This is a genomic window from Paenibacillus sp. RC67, assembly GCF_030020805.1.
Taxonomy (GTDB): domain Bacteria; phylum Bacillota; class Bacilli; order Paenibacillales; family NBRC-103111; genus Paenibacillus_S.
On record NZ_CP125098.1, the window covers coordinates 3,595,525 to 3,613,578 of the forward strand.

The following is an 18,054-nucleotide window of genomic DNA, read 5'->3' on the forward strand; positions in this document are numbered from 1 at the left end:
CTTATTAACAGAATAATCATTTGAAACTCTTTGAGGTATTTATTTGGAGAACGGCGTCTTTCTCCGACTTTGTTAGTTTTTTAAAAACAAGCTCATAGGAATGATCAATCATGCTGTATAATTCAGGCTCTGGAATGGAACCGTCTAAGATAATCGTATTCCAATGACTTTTATTTAAATGGTAGCCTGGAGTAACTGAAGGGTACTGTTGTCTTAAGTTATCCGCTATAAATGGATCACATTTCAAGCTGATGTTCGGCTGATGGTTTCGTTCTGAAAGGAAAGCAAATATTTTGGAAGATACTTTGATTACTAATATATCGTCGCCAAAAGGGTATTCCTCTTTGGTACCTTTTTTTGATAAACAGTAACGGGTTAATGATTCGAGACTCATCCTTATTCCTCCGCTTCAATCAGTTCTATCGCTTCTCATTACACGATACGAATGGCTAGATTTTCTTGCTAACTCTAGTATTTTAACATTATTTTTCAATTGCGTGGTACTGCAAATCATAATTAATGCCATTAACTATATTTGAGCCTTTCAGGGAGTGGCGCAGCAAACAATCATTCATGTGTTCGGATTATTGCCTTATCGCTTGTGAAACAGCAAGTTCCCAATGTTAAGGTAATGTTTGAAATTTGTGGATTATTGAGATAATAAAAAAGTTGCGTTACGAAACCTTTTTGATGAAAGACAGCTTGTCTTGGAGAAAAGCTTATTGAAATGATCGAATCAAGATTAAAAAAGAAGCTTTCAGGAGGAATCCAACATGTCGGCTAAATCCATAAAACTATTTCAAACCGTAACCTTGCTAAGTGCCATCCTTATCACACTTGCGGGCTGCGGTGGAAAACCAGCTCAACCGTCCGATAATGCTTCCGGCAATACAGCTCCGGGAACAGCGGCTTCGGCGAACCTGTTAGAGCAAGTGAAGAAAACCGGAAAGCTCAAAGTGGGCTTGATGGGAACGTATGCCCCTTATAACTTTTTGAACGATAAACATGAGGTGGATGGATTCGACGCAGACGTAGCCAAAGAAGTCGCTAAACGTCTGGGAGTTCAGGCCGAATTCATCACTGGGGAATTTTCCGGTCTGATCGAAGGCTTACAAAAAGGGAAGTATGATGCGTTGGTCAGCCAGGTTACGATTACTGACGACCGCAAAAAAACGATGGATTTCTCTACGCCATATATTAAAAATGCCGTGAATGCAATCGTGAAGGCAGATAATACGACAATTAAGTCGATTGACGATTTTAAGGGCAAGAAGGTTGGTGTGGGGCTCGGCACGAACGATGAGAAATATTTGCGAGATACAGTTCTACCCAAAGTCGGGAGCTTTGAAATTGCGACCTACAATGACGTCATTACTTCTTTGACGGATCTAAATGTTGGCCGTATCGATGCGACAATTAACAACGTATTCGCGATCAAGCCGCTGGTGGAAAAAAATCAATTCAAAATCAAAACGGTAGGCGAACCTATTAAAGAGGATGCTGCCGGCATCGCAATCCCCAAAAACAATCCAGAGTTTCTGGATGCCATCAATAAAGCACTGGACGATATGAAGTCCGATGGAACGTTCAAGAGCATTTTCCAAAAATGGTTTGGGGTGGATCCAAACATTTAACCGGCATGGAATGGAGAGGATGAACGGATGGAGCTGGTCTTTAACAACATTCCTTTTCTTTTAACAGGCGCCTACTATACCTTGCTGATTACACTCGTCTCCATGGTATTCGGCTTTATCATCGCTTTAATTGTGGCGATCGCCCGGCTTAAGGGAAACAGGCTTGTCCGCGGCTTGGCTCAAGGGTACGTTTCCGTCATTCGCGGAACGCCGATCCTTGTACAGATCTTTATTGTATATTACGGATTACCCGATTACGGAATAACATTAGGGCCGCTAACAGCGGCCTATATTTCGCTAAGTATTAACATTGGTGCTTATTTATCCGAAACGTTCCGAGGAGCTATTCTTTCCGTAAGCAAAGGACAGACGGAAGCGGCACTGTCGCTTGGGCTGTCCCCCTGGCAAACGATGCGGAAGGTTGTACTGCCGCAAGCAGCTCGGGTTGCGATTCCACCGATGGGCAACACGTTTATCGGGATGTTGAAGGAAACGTCGCTCGTTTCTGTAGTCACGGTAACGGAGCTGCTCCGCACGGCTCAATTGCTGATGGCTCAGTATTACGTAGCGATGCCTTTTTATATTGCTATTGCCTTTATGTATTGGGTGATGAGTACGGTATTCTCCAATATTCTCAACCGCATTGAACAAAAGTTATCCAAAGCTTATTAAGGGCGTGCGTCAAGATGATCGAAGTAAACAATCTCGGTAAAAGCTTTCAGGAGCTTCTCGTATTTCAACATATCGATTTACATATTCGTCCTCAAGAAATCGTGGTACTGGTCGGCCCGAGCGGATCAGGTAAAAGCACTTTGCTGCGCTGTATCAATGGGCTGGAGGAGCCAAGCGAAGGAACAATTCGGGTAGGCGATGCCGTGTGGAAAGCATCGATGGACGGTCAGGCTAAAATACAAGCGGTCCGGAACATTCGTGCCTTGACAGGCATGGTGTTCCAATCCTTTAATTTATTCCCGCATATGACCGCGCTGGAGAACGTCACGATGGCTCCAATGACTGTGAAACAAATGCCCAAGCAGCAGGCCGTTCAGCTTGGAGAAGCCCTACTTTCCAAGGTAGGCCTCTTGGAGAAGAAGCATGAATATCCTTCCCGTTTATCGGGAGGTCAGCAGCAGCGGGTAGCTATTGCAAGGTCTCTTGCCATGGAGCCGCAGGTGATGCTGTTCGACGAGCCGACATCCGCCCTCGATCCGGAGCTGACCGGAGAGGTACTCTCGGTCATGAAGCAGTTGGCGACGGAAGGGAAGACAATGATCATTGTCACCCATGAGATGAGATTTGCCCGGGAGGTTGCGGACCGGATTATCTTTATGAGTGAAGGTAAAATTCAGGAGGAAGGCGTGCCCGACCAGTTTTTTGCTGATCCTAAGACGGAGCGTGCCCGTAAATTTCTGAGGCAAATCGAGAATAGATAAATAGGTGGTGATATCATGGTTCCTAGCAAGGAAGAGCATCTACAGGAAATTGCCGCGAGAGCAAGGTTAATCATGGAACGAGAGAAGCTGGATGCTTTGGTAGCATCCAGTTGTGAGAATTTCTATTATTTGTCCGGTCATCCTAGCACGTTTATGTATACCTTGCGAATGAGCGAAGTAGCACTCGCCGTCATGCTACGTAATCCTGACCGGAAAACCGTGATTATTATGAATGAGTTCGAAGCGGCAGGCGTTCCTTCAGACTTGCCAGGCTGCGAAGTGAGAACTTATCCGACGTGGGTGGATGTCGACGACCCGTTAGGGCTGAAGGGCGGACAATTCCAAGGAAAACGACCTACGGCCCACCAGGTGCAGGAGATGTTCGACATCCTGCGTCAAATACTGGAGGAGAACGGAATTCCGGAGGGGCGCGTCGCTGTAGAGTTGAATTCGATGCGATATCCCTCCGTAACGGCACTGCGTGATGTGGTTGGAAATCTGGAGCTGGTGGAAGCAAGCCCCGTCTTTACCGAGCTTCGTGCCATTAAAACGCCTTGGGAAATCGATCGACTCCGCAAGAGCTGTGCTTATGCGGAAGAAGGTATTGCCGAAACCGTACGGAGAATCCAAGTAGGCAGCTCGGCAGCCGACATAGCTCACGCTTATCTGCAGGCTCTCATGAAGAACAAAGAGGGATCAACCTCGCGATTCCATATGATTTCCGTAGGAGAGAGCTTCGCCCCGAAGCATCTGTTCGAGACGCTTCCAAGTAAGACTGGCGACTTGATAAAATTTGACGTAGGCGTAGATGTAGAAGGGTACGGATCGGATATTGCTCGCACGTTTGTATTGGGAGCTCCCTCCAGTACGATCGAACGGGTTTACCATGCACTTAGAACCGGTCACGATCAGCTCCTGCAGCTCATCGAACCAGGAAGATCAATGCAATCGGTTTTTGACGAGGTAATGAACCTGATTCGTAATTCGGGCCTTCCAGGTTACAACCGTGGCCATTTGGGGCATAGCGCGGGTTTGAGCCTCGCAGCCGAAGAGCCCCCATTCTTAAGTCCAACCGAGAGTACAATATTCCGCCCGGGCATGGTGATTTGTTTGGAGACGCCGTATTACGGCTACGGTGTTGGTTCGATTATGATTGAGGATATGGTATTAGTTACGGAAAACGGCTGCGAGCGACTTAATCGCTTGTCTCGTGATCTTGTCTCTCTGTAAAATATAAAAATGAAAGATAACTACGGAACCTATGTGAAGTGGTTATCTTCTCTTTTTCTCCCCAATCGAAGGATCCCAAAAGTCAGCTGCTAGAAAGTCAATTTCTGATTTGGATAAGATTCCGACTTGCCAAATGAGAGGCACTGTGATATTTTATATGTGTAACCGGTTCCACATTAAGGAGAGAAGATGATATGGCAACCATTAAAGATGTGGCCAAGCATGCTGGTGTTTCGGTAGCAACCGTTTCACGGGTGCTTAATGAAATTGGCTATGTGCACGAAGATACTCGCAAGAAGGTTGAAGCTGCTATCACCGAGCTGCAATATACGCCAAATGAGGTCGCAAGATCTCTATATAAACGAAAATCAAGGCTAATCGGCTTGCTTCTTCCCGATATCACTAACCCTTTCTTTCCCGAGCTTGCTCGTGGGGTGGAAGATGAGATGCATGAGAATGATTTTCGAATTATTATTGGCAACAGTGATGAGAATACGAAAAAGGAAAAAGAATATATCCAAACGTTCGTACAAAATAACGTGGTTGGCGTGATTGCTTCAACAAATCATCCCGATACGGATACATACCGGAAGCTGAATATTCCGGTGGTGTTTCTCGATCGGACTGCGGATAATCGCCCATCCGTATACTCAGATGGACGAGAAGGCGGAAGAATTGCCGCTCATGAGATCGTGGCCCGCGGCAGCCGTCAGATTACGATTATACAAGGCCCTAAACATGTCCGTCCGGCACAGGATCGTTATCAAGGTGCTATTGATATATTGAAAGATCAGGGTATTTCATTTAACGTGGTCCAAACATCGTCTTATTCATTCACAGAGGCGGGTACCTGGGCCAAAGAGCTGTTTGAACAGTATCCCGATACCGACGGGATTATTGCCAGCAACGATATCGTTGCAACAGCGGTTCTGCATGAAGCCCTCCGGTTAGGCAAGAAGGTACCGGATGACGTTCAAATCATTGGATTTGACGATATTCCGCTCAGCAGCCTGCTGACACCGTCACTTACGACGATACGTCAGCCTGCATACGATATGGGAAGAGCGGCAGCTGGCTTACTTATACAATTAATTGAAACGCAAAATGTAGATCACAAAACAATACAGATGCCCGTTACGTTCACGGAGCGGGATACGACCAGAAAGGTGGAGCAGCATGGCTAAAATTATTGTAGTTGGAAGCTCATCAATCGATCTTGTTGTGACATCATCCAAGCGTCCGGGAGCCGGTGAAACGGTTCTCGGCGAGAGCTTCAAAACTGTCCCTGGAGGAAAAGGTGCCAATCAGGCGGTTGCCGCAGCACGACTTGGTGCCGATGTGACAATGATTGGACGAGTGGGGGATGATCATTTCGGTGAACAAATTTTAAATAACTTTAAAGACAATCGTGTTACTATCGACCATGTGGAACCGGTTACACATTTGGAAAGTGGAACAGCGCATATCACACTAGCAGAAGGCGATAATAGTATTATTGTCATTAAAGCTGCAAATAATGAGGTAACACCAAACTATATCGATAGGTCCATGGATGCTTTCAGAGGAGCGGACATGGTGATGATTCAACAGGAGATCCCAGAAGAAACCGTGACTCATGTTAGCAGAGTTTGCAAAAAACTTGGCATTCCATTGCTGTTGAATCCTGCTCCAGCTAGACCTCTAGAAGAAGAGGTTATAGAGAATGCAGCTTATATAACGCCAAATGAGCATGAAGCCAAGCTTATATTTGCAGATTTGACCGTTTCTGAAGCACTGCGCCAATATCCAAACAAACTATTTATAACCGAAGGCAGCAGAGGTGTCCGTTACTTTGATGGTACAAAAGAAGTGCTCGTTCCTTCTTACAAGGTTGAAGCGGTCGATACGACAGGGGCAGGGGATACTTTCAATGCCGCTTTTGCTGTTGCGTTGGCCGAAGGTAAACCGATTTTCGAGAGCGTTCGGTTTGCCAACCGTGCTGCTTCCTTGTCCGTGATGAAGTTCGGGGCACAGGGCGGTATGCCGAAGCGTCAAGAAGTGGAGGCGCAAATGTAATATGAAGAAGCATGGAATTTTGAATAGTCATATATCCAAGGTGCTGTCCGACCTAGGTCATACCGATAGGATTGTGATCGCTGATGTCGGCCTCCCTATCCCGGAGGGAGTTAAGAAGATCGATTTGGCACTAACTTTTGGGTCTCCAAGTTTTGAAGAAACAGTCAATGCCATCGCATCAGATATGGAAATAGAAAAGGTTATTATTGCAGAAGAGATGAAATGGAGCAACCAAGAAGCATTTGATTTTATAGAGCATAAATTCGATGGGTTGACGATTAAGCAATGTCCTCACGAAGAATTCAAGCAGCAGACGCAAAAGGCTAAAGCCGTGATTCGTACAGGTGAAGCCAAACCGTATGCGAACATCATTTTACAAGCTGGCGTCTATTTTGGTTCATAAGGAGGAGCCTTTATGCAGATTCGAATGAATGGAATCCACAAAGCCTTTGGCAGCAATCAAGTATTGTCCGGTGTTGACTTTGACCTGCACGAAGGAGAGGTTCATGCCCTAATGGGCGAGAACGGTGCGGGTAAGTCTACACTAATGAACATTCTTACCGGGGTGCACGCTAGAGATGAAGGAACTATCCTTATCGACGGTAAGGAAACGTATTTTGCAAATCCGAAAGAAGCAGAGCGTCAAGGTATCGCTTTTATCCATCAAGAACTCAATGTATGGCCTGATATGACGGTGCTGGAGAACTTGTTTATCGGTCGGGAGATATCTTCCTCTTGGGGGCTTCTTAGAGGAAACGAAATGAAGGCGCTCGCAAAGGAACAGTTCAGAAAGCTCTCTGTCGACATTCCGCTGAACATAGAAGCCGGACAATGCTCGGTAGGCCAACAGCAGATGATCGAAATTGCCAAGGCGCTGCTAACGGATACTAAAGTGATTATCATGGATGAACCGACTTCAGCACTAACCGAGAGAGAAATTCAGAAGCTGTTTGAAGTGATAGAGTCCTTAAAAAAAGAAGGCGTATCCATCGTTTATATTTCGCATCGAATGGAAGAAATATTCGCCATTTGTGATCGAATCACCGTCATGCGGGATGGGCGGACCGTAGATACGAAGGAAATTCCGAATACCAGCTTTGACGAGGTTGTCAAGAAAATGGTGGGTCGAGAATTGACAGAGCGCTATCCTGGGAGAAATCCGAATCCGGGTGAAGTTGTGCTTGAAGTAAAGCATGCAACGCGTAAAGGATTGTTTGAGGATGTTAGCTTCCAGGTCCGCGGCGGTGAAATTGTAGGCTTTTCAGGGCTTATGGGCTCTGGACGCACCGAGATTATGAGAGCCTTATTCGGTCTGGATCATCTGGATAGTGGAGAAATTCTCTTGTTTGGAAAAAAAGTCATGATCAAAAAGCCGGTTGATGCAGTCAAACTGGGGATTGGGTTCATTACAGAAGATAGGAAAGATGAAGGATTGGTTCTGGACTTCTCTGTACGAGACAATATGGTGCTGCCTAGTCTTAGCAGTTTTACCTCCAAGGGACTAATCTCATCGCAGAAAGAAAAGACCTTCGTGGATGCACTGATCAAACGACTGCAAATCAAAACGCATTCATCCGAAACAGCTGCGGGCAATCTATCTGGTGGTAATCAGCAGAAGGTGGTTATCGCAAAATGGATAGGTATTGGTCCTAAGCTTTTGATTTTGGACGAGCCCACCCGTGGCGTTGATGTCGGAGCCAAGCGTGAGATCTACCAACTAATGAATGAACTGACAGGCCATGGCGTTGCGATTATTATGGTGTCCTCCGAACTGCCGGAAGTGCTTGGTATGAGCGACCGCATCGTTGTGGTTCACGAAGGCCATATAACGGGAGAGCTGAGTAAAGAAGAAGCAACGCAGGAAAAAATAATGACGCTGGCTACAGGGGGACAGTAACATGACAACAATGAATGACTCAAAAACATCCAAGGGCTTTCAGCTTTCCCAGGTTACGCAAAAATTAGGACCGCTGCTCGGCCTGGTTATTCTAATTATTATTGTATCGGTTCTGAATCCAAGCTTCTTAGAACCACTTAATATTTTGAATCTGCTGCGGCAGGTTTCTATTAATGCATTGATTGCTTTTGGTATGACCTTTGTTATTTTAACAGGTGGCATCGACTTGTCCGTCGGTTCTATATTGGCACTGTCCAGTGCATTTGTCGCCAATATGATGGTAGCCGGATTTGATCCGATTCTGGCCATTATCATTGGCTGCTTGCTGGGCGGCGTAATGGGGATGGTTAACGGCCTCATGATTACCAAAGGGAAGATGGCGCCGTTTATTGCAACGCTGGCAACGATGACGATTTTTAGAGGCTTGACGCTCGTTTACACCAACGGTAATCCTATTACTGGACTCGGAGATAGCTTAATGTTCCAATTGTTCGGCCGCGGCTATTTACTCGGTATTCCGGTACCTGCGATTACGATGATCATTACCTTTGCCATTCTGTGGGTGATATTGCACAAAGCCTCCTTTGGGCGTAAAACCTATGCAATTGGCGGCAACGAAAAAGCATCCGTCGTTTCTGGTATTAAAGTGTCCCGTGTTAAAATTATGATTTACTCTCTGGCAGGCATGCTGTCCGCATTAGCAGGTGCCATCCTGACGTCCCGACTGAACTCCGCGCAGCCAACTGCCGGTACATCTTATGAACTGGACGCGATCGCAGCAGTTGTCCTTGGTGGTACAAGCCTTTCCGGTGGCCGCGGTCGCATTGTAGGTACATTGATCGGTGCACTAATTATCGGTACCTTGAACAATGGACTCAACTTGCTCGGCGTATCTTCCTTTTACCAAATGGTTGTGAAAGGGATTGTCATTCTTATCGCCGTACTCATCGACCGGAAGAAATCTGCATAAGGGAGAAATGGATATGAAAAAGCTAACGATTTTAATGGCCGTACTTTTACTCATTCTAACTACAGGGTGTTCCCTGGAACCGCCTAGCTGGGCCAAACCTCAAACAGGCGGGGATTTAAAAAATATTAAAATTGGCCTATCTATCTCTACCTTGAACAATCCGTTTTTCGTTTCGTTAAAGGATGGGGTGGTTGCTGAAGCCAAGAAGCATAACATCGAAACGATAGTAGTCGATGCACAAAACGATTCGGCTAAACAAAGCAACGATGTAGATGATTTAATGCAAAAAGGCGTCAATGCCTTACTCATTAATCCTACTGATTCCGCAGCGATTTCGACCGTTGTACAATCGGCAAACAACCTGGGTATCCCAGTCATAACACTTGACCGTTCCTCGGATAAAGGGGATGTTAAAGCATTGGTCGCTTCGGATAATGTAAAAGGTGGAAAAATGGCGGCAGAATATATTGAAAAGCTGCTTGGTAAAGGGGCGAAAGTGGTTGAGCTTGAGGGCGTTGCTGGTGCATCAGCTACTCGTGAACGCGGTAAAGGCTTCCATGAACTTGCAGATACTGATTTGAAAGTAATAGCTAAGCAAACCGCGGATTTTGACCGTACGAAAGGTCTGAACGTGATGGAAAACCTGCTCCAAGCTAATCCTGATGTACAAGCCGTGTTTGCCCATAATGACGAAATGGCGCTTGGTGCCATCGAAGCGATTCAAAGCTCTGGTAAATCCATCCCGGTCATTGGCTTCGACGGTAATGAGGATGCGCTCAAGTCAATCCAAGCTGGCAAACTCACCGCAACCGTAGCGCAGCAACCAGAATTGATTGGACAAATGTCAGTTCAAGCCGCATTCGATGTGCTGCAGGGCAAGACGGTAGACAAGACAATACCCGCGCCGCTGAAGCTGGTGACGAAGGAATAAGCAAGCATCAACATAACATGTGATATTGAAGTGCACTCCTTAGAAGCTCTTTGGAAGAAACCAACTGCTGGTTTATCCGATGATATTTCAAAGGGGTGCATTTTCTATTTAAGTATTCTAGCTGCTATTATGGATTTATGACATACAGTATTATTACAGAGAATCAATGGACTCGGTGACAGCAGATCGTTAATAATAAGGAAAGAAGCTGATCAGGTGTTATGATGAAAAAATTAGTAATAATTTTTTTGGCTTTTATTCTAATTACAGGATGTACATCGCAGATAAAAAAGGGAGAAAGCTCAAAGATTTATCCCGACGCGATTGTTTGGAATAATACTTTATATGGTATATCTTCTGAAATCATTAACAAAGATGAGCTGGGAAAAGAACTCGGAAAAATAACAAGTATTGTTCAACCCTTGCCTAAAAAAACGGGTGAATCAAACAACGCACCTATTGGCAGTAAAATATATGAGATTGTTTCCAAACCAAACGGTAATACATTAGCCGTTGAAATGGATGGCGTTCTTAAAAAGGCTACTAAATTGGATCCAGTCCAATAAAAGAACCATGAACCCATTTGAGGAAATATTATTTATGACGTATATTTAAGAAGCATATAATTCGTAAGCGGTTACAATTAGATCGTCAACATAACTTTACAACCAAGGAGTGGAGTTTGGATGAAGTACTATGAAATCGCAGTTATTCCGGGTGATGGTATTGGAAAAGAGGTTGTGCCAGCCGCTACGGACGTGCTGGACGCAGTAGCAGAAGTACATGGAGGGATATCGTTCAAGTACACGAACTTTTCCTGGAGCTGTGATTATTTTGAACAACACGGAAAAATGATGCCAGATGATGGGATGAGTACACTACAAAACTTTGATGCCATATTTCTTGGTGCTGTTGGCGATCCTCAGCGTGTGCCGGATCATGTGTCGTTGTGGGGGCTACTAATCAAAATTCGACGTGAGTTCGAACAGGTGATCAACATTCGTCCTGCGAAATATTTCCGTGGCCTCGCTTCTCCGCTCTTAAGTCCAAATGATTTTGACCTCTTGGTTGTGAGAGAGAATAGTGAAGGGGAGTACAGCGAAATTGGCGGACGCATACATAAGGGGGATGACGAAATCGCGATTCAAAACGCGGTGTTCACGCGAAAAGGAACGGAACGAGCCATCCGGTATGCCTTTGAATTAGCGCAAAAACGAAGAGGACATGTTACCAGTGCCACCAAGTCCAATGGAATTGTGTACTCCATGCCGTTCTGGGACGAAGTGTTTAAAGATGTGAGACAAGCATATCCGGACGTGCAGACGGCATCTATTCACATTGATGCGCTGTCGGCCTTTTTTATCACTAAGCCACAGGTGTTTGATGTAGTTGTCGCAAGCAATTTGTTCGGAGATATTCTGACTGATATCGGAGCCGCCATCATGGGCAGTATCGGAATTGCTCCGGCTGCTAATATCAACTTAAATGGCAAATATCCATCTATGTTCGAGCCTGTTCATGGCTCTGCGCCGGACATCGCCGGACAAGGTATAGCCAATCCGATCGGACAGATCTGGACTGCGAAGATGATGCTGGACCATTTGGGACATCAGGAGCTCGGACAGCAGCTTTTGAAGGTAGTGGAGGATGTGACTCATTCTGGAGTGAAGACAAGAGATATTGGTGGAACGGCAACGACGAAGCAAGTAACCCAAGAGATCATATCTAGATTAAAACAGTGATGAATTATAGCGCCGATGCACAGCAAGCCCTTTAACAACTACTACGGATATAAGTCTAAATAAAATAATGAGCAGGTGCCATGGTGCCTGCTCTTAATTATTAGTAAAACCATACATTAATTATATAATAATTATTAAAATATATATTATATTTATAATTTGACTTCAAATATAATTAAAACGAGATTCAAACAAAATGAAGATTGCAAAGCAGGAGGTTATTATGGAGCAGATCCGAGAAGAAATCAGAGCAAGCAAAACACTTACCGGTCCTTTCCCATCATTTCATACAGACGATGCAAGCGAATTTCCTCATGAACTTTTTTTTGGAGTGGTTTCATGATGCAATGAAAAACGGTGTGCATGAGCCCAACTCCATGACACTCTCTACGATAGATCCTGATGGTGCTCCTGACGCACGGGTACTCATTTTGAAGGACGTCGACGATAAAGGCTGGTATTTTGCATCGAGTTCGGAGAGCAATAAAGGCAAGCAAATAGATAAGAATCCTGGAGTTGCTTTAACTTTTTATTGGTCAATCATGGGAAGACAAGTTAGAATACGAGGGAATGCGATTCAAATGGAGAAAGAGCTCAGCGTCAAGGACTTTTTGAATCGAGGCGCAGTAGCCCGGGCGATCGCTTTAATTGGCAAACAAAGCACTATTTTAGATAAACTACAAGACTTCGATGAGGCTTTAAAGCAGCAAATGACTAGAGTAAGACAAACCCCAGATTTGGCCTCTACGTCATGGAAATTGTATAGAGTTGAAGCTAAAGAAGTAGAGTTTTGGCAGGGGAATGAGGATCGCAAGCATATTAGACTGAGATATCAGTTGAAGGGAGAGGAATGGATAAAGAATTTATTGTGGGCGTAGTCCCCAATCTATGCTGTTCGCAACAAGTTCCGATGGGCCTTAGAAGCTTGGATTACCTTGGCCAGATAATAGTGGAGATTAAAGGTGCAAGAAAGGTAAAGAAGGAGGGGCTGAGAAGCCCCCCCTTTTTTTATTGAATAACGCGTCTTGCTACAACGAATCTGTCTTTGTAGTAGCTGGTATTGATGTTTGATATGATAACGTTGCTTGAACTGTTAGCATTATGGATCATTTTTCCATCACCGATATAAATCCCGACGTGGCCAACTTCATTTCCTGATGTGCTATTTCGTGTGAAAATGAGATCGCCCTTCTGGAATTGTCCCCACTCAACCTTTTGTCCTACAGTGGACTGTGGAATAGGGGCGCGGTTTATTAGAAGGACACCTACATCCGCTAATCTATAAGCCAGGTACGTGAAACCAGAGCAGTCCGTAGCGTATGGAGCATGATCCTCTTGGCGATTTTTCCAATTGACGTATTTCACTTGATTTTGCAAGCTTAAGGCCATTTGTACAACCTTTTCTTGACGAGCCGCAATGGAATTTCCCGGTGCCGGCGTTGGATCAGGTGTAGGTGTTGGATTAGGATTTACTGGTGGTGTTGGAGTTGGATCAGGATCCGGCGCAGGTTGTGCACCTACTACTGTTACATAGCTGCTTGATACCCATCCAGTAACTCCGTCTCTAATGACTTTAATCCAACTGCTGTTGGTTTGCTCAACGAAAGTGAGAACTTCTCCTGGCTTTGCGAGTGAAATGATTTTAGAATCCGTTGAAGGGCCTGTCCGAAAATTAACATTTGCATTGACCTTCACCGTGGGTTTTTGTTCGGGTGTAGGTGCCGTAGTTTCTTCTACAAGCTTCGTGTATGTAGCACTGGTCGTGATGTATCCAGTCTGGCCATTGAAACTAATTTTGTACCAATAGCTATTATATTTGGAGATAAGAACAGCTTTTTCACCAAGCTGTAAACGTCCAAGATTTGCTCCGGATGTGCTTGGGGAGCTGTAAACGGTTACCCAACCGTGATCTGTGATAACATACTTCTGATTTTCAGCGAAAGCAACGCCAAAGGAACTGAATGCAATGGCTGAGGATAACGTAATTGCGATAATCTGCTTCTTCATTCTTAGATGATTCCTCCTAAGCTGATGTAGCCTTGTACAGGCTCATAATATAGTTTAACAGCCATTTCTGAACAATTGAACTGGATAATATTTCTGTACTATTTAGATGCATATATCAATGATGAATTATCATCCCAATCAAAAAATAATCATGAAGTGTCTTCTTGAGACGATGGAATGATAAATTGCAGCTGACAACAGAGTTCATAGTATAGTTAGATTGAATAACAACGTACAGTCGGAATAGGTAATTCTATTACGCTGTATAATAAAAAACTCCACCCATGGATGTGTGATATTCCTTACAAGCAAGCACTCCCTTGTAATTGAAGGGCAGATCTTAATATCGGATAGCTGATCTTAAAAACGGATTACAGCGAATATTAACCCCGGTTTATCCTTTTAAAAACTAATTATTTCCATGCTGCCAAAACTTTGTAAACTAAGAGAATAGCGAAAAAGAGCTGCGCTCCGGTGATTCGCAGAGTCGGGCATTTCGCTGATATGCTGATATGTAGTTTCATTAAAGGAGGTAAAAGGGGTATGAACAATGTTAATCGAAAAAGATGGTTGGTAGCAGGGACTACGGCAATGCTGTCCCTCACAATGGTCGCAGGGTGCAATTCAAGCTCAAGTACGGGGAAACAGCCATCAGAAAACAAGAACGCGACAGAACCACCAAAATTGCAAGCGCTTACGTATTGGGTTAGCTTGACAAGCAATGTCGCAGCTACATTGAAAAGCTACGGGGATATGACGCTTTATAAGGAATTGGAGAAACGATCCGGGGTTCACGTTGATTTTCAGCATCCTCCGGTGGGGCAGGAAAAAGACCAATTCAATCTGATGATTACCGGAACTAAATTGCCCGATGTCATTGAATACGGCTGGACGGGTTATCCCGGCGGTCCGGAAAAAGCGATCAAGGATGGAAAAATCATCAAACTGAACGATATTATTGCTAAATATGCGCCGAATTTTAAGAAAGTTTTAGATTCCAACCCGGAATGGAAAAAGCAGATCGTGACCGACGAAGGCAGTATTTACGGCTTTCCATTCCTGCGCGGCGACGATTATTTGCTGGTCAGCAACGGGATCGCTCTGCGTAAAGACTGGCTTGATAAGATGAACATGAAAATGCCGCAAACTATTGACGATTGGCATACTGTACTGACGGCGATCAAGAAAACCGACCTTAATGGCAACGGCAAAGCGGATGAAATCCCACTGCTTATAGGCAAAGGCGATATGACAGGAGCGATTCCGTTCCTGGGTTCGTACGGCGTGAACTATGATTATTACCAAGTTGGCGGAAAAGTGATGTTCGGACCGACTCAGCCGGAGTACAAGCAATTTCTGATTACAATGAATCAATGGTACAAGGAAGGGCTGCTTGATCCGGATTTCGCCACCACGGACAGCAAGCTAAAGGACGCGAAGATTACGGGAAATCAGTTGTTCGCAACCACGATGAGCACAGGCTCAGGTATCGGCAACTATACAACGCTTGTTGGTAGTAAAATCCCGGGCTTCAAGCTCAATGCCGCTCCATTTCCTGTGGTCAAACCAGGAGATAAAAAAATGTGGAACGCGAAGACATACAACTACTCTGGCGGGATAGCCGCTGCGATCACGTCTTCGAATACAAATCCGGAAGCAACGGCCAAATGGCTTGATTACGCCTATAGCGATGAAGGTAAGATGCTGTTTAATTTCGGGGTAGAAGGCACCTCCTATAAGATGGTTAACGGGTATCCGACCTATACGGATAACATTATGAATCCGAAGGATACTTCAATGGCTTATGCTATGGCAGCCAATGTGCGCGCCAACTTCAACGGTCCTTTCGTACAAGACAAGCGATATATGGAGCAATATGCTGCCCTGCCTGAGCAGAAGGAATCGATCCAAATTTGGTCGGAACCTAATAGCGAAAGGAGACTCCCTCAAGTTACGCCTACTTCGGCCGAGAGCGGCAGGTTCGCTTCGATTATGAACGATGTTAACACATACAAAGACGAAATGTTCAATAAATTTATCATGGGTGCAGAGCCTTTGGATAACTTCGATAAATACGTTAAAACGATTGAAGGTATGGGAATTCAGGATGCATTAAAAATTCAGCAGTCTGCTTTGGAAAGATACAACAAACGCTAATAATCGACGAATGATTGTCAAGGGGACTCCATTATAGGGAGATGATCCATTCATCTCCCTGTCCCTTTCAAAGTGAAGGAGGGAACAGCTTTGGATACAGTAAATACCACTACAAGTAGAAATCCGAAACCGGCTCGTTCCACGGAGAGCATATGGGTAACGATAGGGCGGGATTTGAGGCGCAACAAGCTTTTATATTTGATGGTGCTGCCGGTCATCGCTTATTATCTTATATTCGATTATGGTCCGATGTACGGTCTGCAAATCGCGTTTAAAGATTATGGTCCCGGCGCTGGCATCTGGAATAGCCCTTGGGTCGGATTTGAAAATTTTATTCAATTTTTCAACAGTTATTATTTTTGGAGAATCATCCGCAACACCTTGCTGATCAATGTGTACGAGCTTATTTTCGGTTTCCCCGCACCGATCATTCTTGCGCTGTTATTGAATGAACTGAGACAGCAAGCATTCAAGAGGGTTGTTCAGACGGTCACCTATTTACCGCATTTTATATCGATCGTCGTCGTTGTCGGGATGCTGGTCGACTTTTTGGCCAGAGACGGAGTTGTAAACCAATTAACAGCTTTGTTTGGTATACCATCAAGGTCATTCTTGTCTGAGCCGGAGTGGTTTCGTTCTCTTTATGTTTCTTCTGGCATTTGGCAGCAAGTCGGATGGGGGTCCATTATTTATTTGGCTGCGCTGTCCGGTATCGACCCTACGTTATATGAAGCCGCCAAAGTTGACGGGGCAGGCCGTTGGAAACAAATGATCCACATTACCATTCCAGGGATTATGCCAACCATTATTATTTTACTGATATTAAGAATGGGATCGATGATGTCACTCGGCAGCGAGAAAATTTTGCTTATGTATAATCCGCTGACCTACGATACGGCAGATGTCATCTCAACCTTCGTCTATCGCAAAGGGATTTTGGAGGCTAGTTACAGCTATACGACGGCAGTAGGTTTATTTAACGCAGTGATTGCTTTTTCCCTGCTAATTATCTCCAACAGCATAAGCAAGCGGGTAAGCGAGACCAAACTATGGTGACAGGGGAGGAAAAGCAGGATGGACAAATTGAGTTTCGGCGAAAAAACGTTTAACGCTATTAACATTGCCTTTATGATCGTTCTTTGCTTTTTAACGTTGTACCCGTTTTTGTATGTTGCATTTTCATCCTTAAGCGATCCGGGTTTACTCGCAAAGCATCGCGGCTTGATATGGTGGCCATACGGATTCAGTTTGAACGCATACAAAGCCGTTTTTGCCAATCCGAACATTTTGAAAGGTTATGGCAATACGATATTTTATGTTGTCTTCGGAACTCTTCTTAATTTGATTATGACTTCGCTAGGGGCGTACTTTCTTTCCCGGAGAAACGTATTTTTTAAAAACACGGTCATGTTTATGATCGTCATCACGATGTTTTTTCAGGGCGGACTTATCCCCACGTATCTTCTTGTCAGCAATTTGGGACTAGTAGATACGGTGTGGGCGATGATCATTCCCGGAGCCATTAATACATGGAATTTGATCATTATGCGTACTTCGTTCCAAGCCGTACCAATAAGTCTGGAAGAATCGGCGAAAATAGACGGTGCGAGCGATTGGACCGTCATGTGGCGGGTCATTATTCCCTTATCGATTCCGGTCATGGCCGTCATGGTCCTGTTTTACGCCGTAGGTCATTGGAATGCATGGTTCGGTGCCATGATCTACTTGCGCGATCGTAACTTGTACCCACTGCAGCTTATCCTGAGGGAGATTCTCATTACGAACAGCACGGATAGCATGACGACCAATGCCGGTGTGGACAAAATGCCGATCGGTGAAACGATCAAGTATGCAACGATTATGGTCGCGACTCTTCCAATCCTTGTACTTTATCCGTTCATGCAAAAATATTTTGTAAAGGGAGTCATGATCGGTGCATTGAAAGAATAATCAAGAACAGCAGGAAAATGGAAATCCATTCAGAATAGTATATAGTAA

The 18,054-nt window shown here is 44.7% G+C and carries 18 protein-coding genes; 16 read left to right on the forward strand and 2 right to left on the reverse strand.

The genetic code is table 11. The features are described from left to right. Positions 1-16 precede the first annotated feature (16 nt). Positions 17-394: an MmcQ/YjbR family DNA-binding protein gene (locus QMA13_RS16460; RefSeq protein WP_282942659.1), complete on the reverse strand. Its 378-nt coding sequence runs from the start codon at positions 392-394 to the stop codon at positions 17-19. Between the two features lie 379 nt (positions 395-773). On the opposite strand from QMA13_RS16460, the gene QMA13_RS16465 reads away from it, so the two are divergent. From QMA13_RS16465 to QMA13_RS16525, 13 genes are all read left to right on the forward strand, one after another. Further along, a complete protein-coding gene (locus QMA13_RS16465; RefSeq protein WP_282942660.1) occupies positions 774-1,634 on the forward strand; it encodes a transporter substrate-binding domain-containing protein in 861 nt (286 codons plus the stop codon). Positions 1,635-1,661: 27 nt separating this feature from the next. Beyond that, positions 1,662-2,306 carry an amino acid ABC transporter permease gene (locus QMA13_RS16470; RefSeq protein WP_282942662.1) on the forward strand — a complete coding sequence of 215 codons (645 nt, stop codon included), beginning with the start codon at positions 1,662-1,664 and terminating at the stop codon, positions 2,304-2,306. A 14-nt stretch (positions 2,307-2,320) separates the two neighbouring features. After that, positions 2,321-3,067 carry an amino acid ABC transporter ATP-binding protein gene (locus QMA13_RS16475; RefSeq protein ID WP_282942663.1) on the forward strand — a complete coding sequence of 249 codons (747 nt, stop codon included), beginning with the start codon at positions 2,321-2,323 and terminating at the stop codon, positions 3,065-3,067. A gap of 15 nt (positions 3,068-3,082) precedes the next feature. After that, positions 3,083-4,297 (forward strand): M24 family metallopeptidase, encoded by a 1,215-nt coding sequence (locus QMA13_RS16480; protein ID WP_282942664.1) that lies wholly within the window; start codon positions 3,083-3,085, stop codon positions 4,295-4,297. Between the two features lie 194 nt (positions 4,298-4,491). Beyond that, entirely contained in the window at positions 4,492-5,481 is a 990-nt protein-coding gene (locus QMA13_RS16485) for a LacI family DNA-binding transcriptional regulator (RefSeq protein ID WP_282942665.1), read from the forward strand. Further along, positions 5,474-6,352: a ribokinase gene (rbsK, locus tag QMA13_RS16490; protein WP_282942667.1), complete on the forward strand. Its 879-nt coding sequence runs from the start codon at positions 5,474-5,476 to the stop codon at positions 6,350-6,352. The genes QMA13_RS16485 and rbsK overlap by 8 nt, the downstream gene beginning before the upstream one ends. Position 6,353: 1 nt before the next feature. Next, positions 6,354-6,755: a D-ribose pyranase gene (gene rbsD, locus QMA13_RS16495; RefSeq protein WP_282942668.1), complete on the forward strand. Its 402-nt coding sequence runs from the start codon at positions 6,354-6,356 to the stop codon at positions 6,753-6,755. 12 nt (positions 6,756-6,767) lie between these two features. Next, positions 6,768-8,249: a sugar ABC transporter ATP-binding protein gene (locus QMA13_RS16500; protein WP_282942669.1), complete on the forward strand. Its 1,482-nt coding sequence runs from the start codon at positions 6,768-6,770 to the stop codon at positions 8,247-8,249. Between the two features lies 1 nt (position 8,250). Further along, positions 8,251-9,219 (forward strand): ribose ABC transporter permease RbsC, encoded by a 969-nt coding sequence (gene rbsC / locus QMA13_RS16505; RefSeq protein ID WP_282942670.1) that lies wholly within the window; start codon positions 8,251-8,253, stop codon positions 9,217-9,219. A gap of 13 nt (positions 9,220-9,232) precedes the next feature. Then, positions 9,233-10,150 (forward strand): ribose ABC transporter substrate-binding protein RbsB, encoded by a 918-nt coding sequence (gene rbsB, locus QMA13_RS16510; protein ID WP_282943422.1) that lies wholly within the window; start codon positions 9,233-9,235, stop codon positions 10,148-10,150. A 221-nt stretch (positions 10,151-10,371) separates the two neighbouring features. Then, positions 10,372-10,716 carry a hypothetical protein gene (locus tag QMA13_RS16515; RefSeq protein WP_282942671.1) on the forward strand — a complete coding sequence of 115 codons (345 nt, stop codon included), beginning with the start codon at positions 10,372-10,374 and terminating at the stop codon, positions 10,714-10,716. Positions 10,717-10,836: 120 nt separating this feature from the next. Next, complete coding sequence (locus QMA13_RS16520) at positions 10,837-11,892, forward strand: tartrate dehydrogenase (protein WP_282942673.1); 1,056 nt, start codon at positions 10,837-10,839, stop codon at positions 11,890-11,892. A gap of 314 nt (positions 11,893-12,206) precedes the next feature. After that, on the forward strand, positions 12,207-12,770 hold the full coding sequence (locus tag QMA13_RS16525) for a pyridoxine/pyridoxamine 5'-phosphate oxidase (RefSeq protein WP_282942674.1): 564 nt from the start codon (positions 12,207-12,209) through the stop codon (positions 12,768-12,770). A 130-nt stretch (positions 12,771-12,900) separates the two neighbouring features. Here QMA13_RS16525 and QMA13_RS16530 read toward each other — a convergent pair whose 3' ends face one another. After that, positions 12,901-13,899, reverse strand: a complete 999-nt coding sequence (locus QMA13_RS16530) for a C40 family peptidase (RefSeq protein ID WP_282942675.1) — start codon at positions 13,897-13,899, stop codon at positions 12,901-12,903. Positions 13,900-14,442: 543 nt separating this feature from the next. On the opposite strand from QMA13_RS16530, the gene QMA13_RS16535 reads away from it, so the two are divergent. The 3 genes from QMA13_RS16535 (at position 14,443) to QMA13_RS16545 (ending at position 18,006) form a co-directional block, all read left to right on the forward strand. Next, a complete protein-coding gene (locus tag QMA13_RS16535) occupies positions 14,443-16,056 on the forward strand; it encodes an extracellular solute-binding protein (protein WP_282942677.1) in 1,614 nt (537 codons plus the stop codon). Between the two features lie 150 nt (positions 16,057-16,206). Continuing rightward, positions 16,207-17,112 (forward strand): ABC transporter permease, encoded by a 906-nt coding sequence (locus QMA13_RS16540; RefSeq protein ID WP_282943423.1) that lies wholly within the window; start codon positions 16,207-16,209, stop codon positions 17,110-17,112. Positions 17,113-17,130: 18 nt separating this feature from the next. Then, the gene (locus QMA13_RS16545; protein ID WP_282942678.1) at positions 17,131-18,006 is read left to right on the forward strand and encodes a carbohydrate ABC transporter permease; all 876 of its coding nucleotides are present in this window, start codon (positions 17,131-17,133) and stop codon (positions 18,004-18,006) included. The last annotated feature ends 48 nt before the right edge of the window (positions 18,007-18,054 follow it).

What these genes read in the sequence shown, in the direction of transcription:
- QMA13_RS16460 (WP_282942659.1), bottom strand. Translation starts at nt 394, where the DNA reads ATGAGTCTCGAATCATTAACCCGTTACTGTTTATCAAAAAAAGGTACC.
- QMA13_RS16465 (WP_282942660.1), top strand. Translation starts at nt 774, where the DNA reads ATGTCGGCTAAATCCATAAAACTATTTCAAACCGTAACCTTGCTAAGT.
- QMA13_RS16470 (WP_282942662.1), top strand. Translation starts at nt 1,662, where the DNA reads ATGGAGCTGGTCTTTAACAACATTCCTTTTCTTTTAACAGGCGCCTAC.
- QMA13_RS16475 (WP_282942663.1), top strand. Translation starts at nt 2,321, where the DNA reads ATGATCGAAGTAAACAATCTCGGTAAAAGCTTTCAGGAGCTTCTCGTA.
- QMA13_RS16480 (WP_282942664.1), top strand. Translation starts at nt 3,083, where the DNA reads ATGGTTCCTAGCAAGGAAGAGCATCTACAGGAAATTGCCGCGAGAGCA.
- QMA13_RS16485 (WP_282942665.1), top strand. Translation starts at nt 4,492, where the DNA reads ATGGCAACCATTAAAGATGTGGCCAAGCATGCTGGTGTTTCGGTAGCA.
- rbsK (WP_282942667.1), top strand. Translation starts at nt 5,474, where the DNA reads ATGGCTAAAATTATTGTAGTTGGAAGCTCATCAATCGATCTTGTTGTG.
- rbsD (WP_282942668.1), top strand. Translation starts at nt 6,354, where the DNA reads ATGAAGAAGCATGGAATTTTGAATAGTCATATATCCAAGGTGCTGTCC.
- QMA13_RS16500 (WP_282942669.1), top strand. Translation starts at nt 6,768, where the DNA reads ATGCAGATTCGAATGAATGGAATCCACAAAGCCTTTGGCAGCAATCAA.
- rbsC (WP_282942670.1), top strand. Translation starts at nt 8,251, where the DNA reads ATGACAACAATGAATGACTCAAAAACATCCAAGGGCTTTCAGCTTTCC.
- rbsB (WP_282943422.1), top strand. Translation starts at nt 9,233, where the DNA reads ATGAAAAAGCTAACGATTTTAATGGCCGTACTTTTACTCATTCTAACT.
- QMA13_RS16515 (WP_282942671.1), top strand. Translation starts at nt 10,372, where the DNA reads ATGATGAAAAAATTAGTAATAATTTTTTTGGCTTTTATTCTAATTACA.
- QMA13_RS16520 (WP_282942673.1), top strand. Translation starts at nt 10,837, where the DNA reads ATGAAGTACTATGAAATCGCAGTTATTCCGGGTGATGGTATTGGAAAA.
- QMA13_RS16525 (WP_282942674.1), top strand. Translation starts at nt 12,207, where the DNA reads ATGAACTTTTTTTTGGAGTGGTTTCATGATGCAATGAAAAACGGTGTG.
- QMA13_RS16530 (WP_282942675.1), bottom strand. Translation starts at nt 13,899, where the DNA reads ATGAAGAAGCAGATTATCGCAATTACGTTATCCTCAGCCATTGCATTC.
- QMA13_RS16535 (WP_282942677.1), top strand. Translation starts at nt 14,443, where the DNA reads ATGAACAATGTTAATCGAAAAAGATGGTTGGTAGCAGGGACTACGGCA.
- QMA13_RS16545 (WP_282942678.1), top strand. Translation starts at nt 17,131, where the DNA reads ATGGACAAATTGAGTTTCGGCGAAAAAACGTTTAACGCTATTAACATT.